Below are 3053 nucleotides of genomic sequence, written 5' to 3'. Positions count from 1 at the left end.
GCGCGCTGCCGGCCGGCAGGCCGCCCCGCCCGCCGACCGGCGCCAGCGGTTCGCCGCGTACGGGCTGGTCACCGACCCCGCGGGCCGGATCCTGCTGACCCGGATCGCGCCGGGCTACCCGGGTGCCGGCCGGTGGCACCTGCCCGGTGGTGGCACGGATCACGGCGAGCAGCCGGCCACCGGGCTGCTGCGTGAGCTGGTGGAGGAGTCCGGGCAGCTCGGGACGGTTGTCGACCTGTTGACCGTCGACAATCTGCACAACCCCGCGGCGCTCGGGCCGGAGGGGCGCCCGCTGGACTGGCACGCCGTCCGGGTGGTCTACCGGGTGGTGGTCTCCGCGCCCACCGAGCCGGAGGTGACCGAGCTGGCCGGCGGGTCGACCGCGGAGGCGGGCTGGTTCACGTCCGCGCAGGTGGAGAAGCTGTCGCTGACCGAGGTCGCTGCCCTGGCAACCGGACGTCGGGGTCGATAGCCCTCGCTCACCGGGCCGTCGCGGGGGTGCTCCGGTACAGTCGTAAGTGAGGTTGGCGGAGAAAACGGGCGATGAAGCCCGAGATGGGAACAAGACAGCGGTTCGCGCGGTTTAACGGAGATATAAGTACCGCCGGCAGCTATCGCCAACCACCACTTCCCTGTGCAATGGTGTACTCCGCTTGAACGGGCTGCCGGGCCAAGAGCGGTCCGGCACGAGACAGCCGGACACCCGCCCCCGTGGGCGCCAGTCGATCCGGTGATGGAGGAAAACGTGCCGAGAGCCCTATGGCGCCGGCGTCGTACGACTGACAGTCCGCGCCCCGCCGGGCGTCGCTGGGCGGGCCGGTTGCGCCGCAGCAGCACGTTCGCCCGGCAGGTGCTGCTGGTCCGGGTGGGCCGCCGTGACGGCGACCCGCGTATCGGCGCCGAGCTGGTGGTCCCCGAGCACCTCGTCGACCGGCCTCGCCGGTACGGCTTCGACCGCGCCCGCCGGGCGGAGATCGAGGCGGTCATGCCGGTCAGCCCGGCCCTCGCCCCCGCTCCGTCGGTGGACGACGACTCGTCGGCGATGTCGATCCCGCTGCTCCCCGGCGAGCGCACCGCGTCGCGTCGGATGAAGTTCGCGCTGGTCAACGCCTGCACCCTGGCCAGCCTGATGCTCGGCATCAACGCGATCTTCGTGGCCATGGCCGGCGAGGCCCGGGTCGCGGCGCTCCTGCTGATCGCCTGCGTCGTCTTCGACGGCCTCGACGGCGCGCTCGCCCGCAAGCTCGGCGTGGCCAGCCCGTTCGGCGCCCAGATGGACTCGCTGGCCGACATGTGCTCGTTCGGCCTGGCCGCCCCCGTGGTGGTCTACGCCTCGCTGGCCGGGTCCGCCCCCACGGCGCCGCCGCGGTGGCCGCGGCCCTGGTCGCGGCCTGCGCCGCGATCCGGCTGGCCCGGTTCAACGTCTCGCCGAAGGACGGCCGGTTCTTCTGCGGGGTGCCGACGACCATGGCGGCGGCGGTGCTCGCCCTCACGGTCGCGATCGGCCTGCCGCTGCCCGCGGTGGTGCAGATCGCCGGGGTGGCGCTGCTGGCCTTCGCGATGGTCTCCAGCTTCCCGTACGCGAAGCTCGCCCGGCTGCTCAAGCTGCCGCCGTGGCTGTGGCTGGCCCCGGTGATCGGCGCGCTGGTCGACATCCGGCTCACCTTCGCCCTGGTGGTGGTGGGCTACCTGGTCAGCGGCCCGCTGCTCTGGCTGCACCAGCGCCGCGCCGCCTGATCCACCCGCACGTACGCAGAAGGGGCGCCGCGACCGCGGCGCCCCTTCTCGCGTTCCGTCAGCGCCAGCGGGCGATGACCGTCGACCCGCCGACCACCTTGTCGCCCGGCCCGACCAGCGGCTCCGCCGCGTCGGCCGGCAGGTAGACGTCGGTGCGCGAGCCGAACCGGATCAGGCCGAAGCGCTCGCCCCGGGCCAGCAGCGCGCCGATCGGCGCCCGCTGCACGATCCGCCGGGCGATCAGCCCGGTGCGCTGCGCCACCACCACCGTGCCGTGGTCGGTGTCCAGCACCGTGTACGCGGCCACGTTGTGCTCGGCGTCCGGCTTCATCGCGTTGACGAAGCCGCCGTCGGCGACGAAGTAGTCGACCACCTTGCCGGGCACCGGCGCGCGGTTGACGTGCACGTCCAGCACCGACAGGAAGACCGCGATCCGCAGCCACTCGCCGTCGCCGAACCGCTCGTCGTGCAGCCGCTGCACCGAGAGGACCTGACCGTCGGCGGCCGCGACCACGGCCGACGGGTCCTCCGGGACGTCCCGCTCCGGGTCCCGGAAGAAGGCGGCCACCGGGCCGGCGGCCAGCGCCGGCAGCAGCCAGAGCTTCGACTTCGGGCGTACCACGCGGGCCACGGCGGCCAGCCCGAGGGCGATGCCGGCCGCGGCGACGCCGTTGGAGTCGATGTGCATGCCGCGGGTCAGCGGCACGCTGGAGGGCCGGTGGGCGGGGGCCAGCCGGGCGGCGAGCGCGGGGCTGGCCGGGGTGAAGCGCAGGTGGTGCACCCGTACCGGCGGGGAGTTGCGCAGCACCAGGTCGGTGCCGACCCCGTGCAGCACGCCCTGGCGGTCCAGCTCGGCGGCGGCGCCCTCGGTACGGAACACCGGCGCGGCCACGCTGAGCACCGAGCCCTCGCTGAGGTACTTGACCAGGCCGTCGACGGCCGTCCGGGCCTGCTCCGCGGTGCCGGTCAGCGGCTCGGCGGCGATGACCACCTCGGCGGCGTCCGCCTCGGCGAGGGAGTCGACGACGCGTACCCGGTCGGCGACCCAGCGACCCTGGGCCGTCACGTGCTCGCGCAGCGCACCGGCGCCGGCCGGCTCGGCCGGCACGACGGTGAGCGTGTCGCCGGGCAGCAGCGCGTCGATCGCGGCGGCGAGCACCGCGGACTCCGGGGAGGCGTCGACCAGGAGGGCGGCCTTCGGGTCGTTACGCCGGGCCAGCTCGGTGACGAGGGTACGGGCGGCGCGCTCGCCGATGCGGACCGGACCGGACCGGCCGGGGGTGCGCTCGGCGGGGGACTGGGTCATGTCGGACGGG

General features: G+C 74.7%; 2 protein-coding genes and 1 pseudogene. 2 read left to right on the top strand and 1 reads right to left on the bottom strand.

Translation table 11 applies throughout. From position 1 onward, the window contains the following. Both JNW89_RS32845 and JNW89_RS32840 read left to right on the top strand, forming a co-directional pair. Positions 1-472 (top strand): NUDIX hydrolase (locus JNW89_RS32845; RefSeq protein ID WP_238452003.1); only part of this gene is annotated, 472 nt, incomplete at its 5' end. A gap of 348 nt (positions 473-820) precedes the next feature. After that, a pseudogene (locus JNW89_RS32840) lies at positions 821-1737 on the top strand (CDP-alcohol phosphatidyltransferase family protein). Between the two features lie 58 nt (positions 1738-1795). Here JNW89_RS32840 and JNW89_RS32835 read toward each other — a convergent pair. Next, entirely contained in the window at positions 1796-3043 is a 1248-nt protein-coding gene (locus JNW89_RS32835) for a phosphatidylserine decarboxylase (protein WP_238452004.1), read from the bottom strand. Positions 3044-3053: the final 10 nt, after the last annotated feature.

It is taken from the genome of Micromonospora sp. 4G55 (assembly GCF_016803375.1).
Note: the sequence above shows the minus strand (reverse complement) of the source record. Positions and strands in the feature narration are given on the sequence as shown.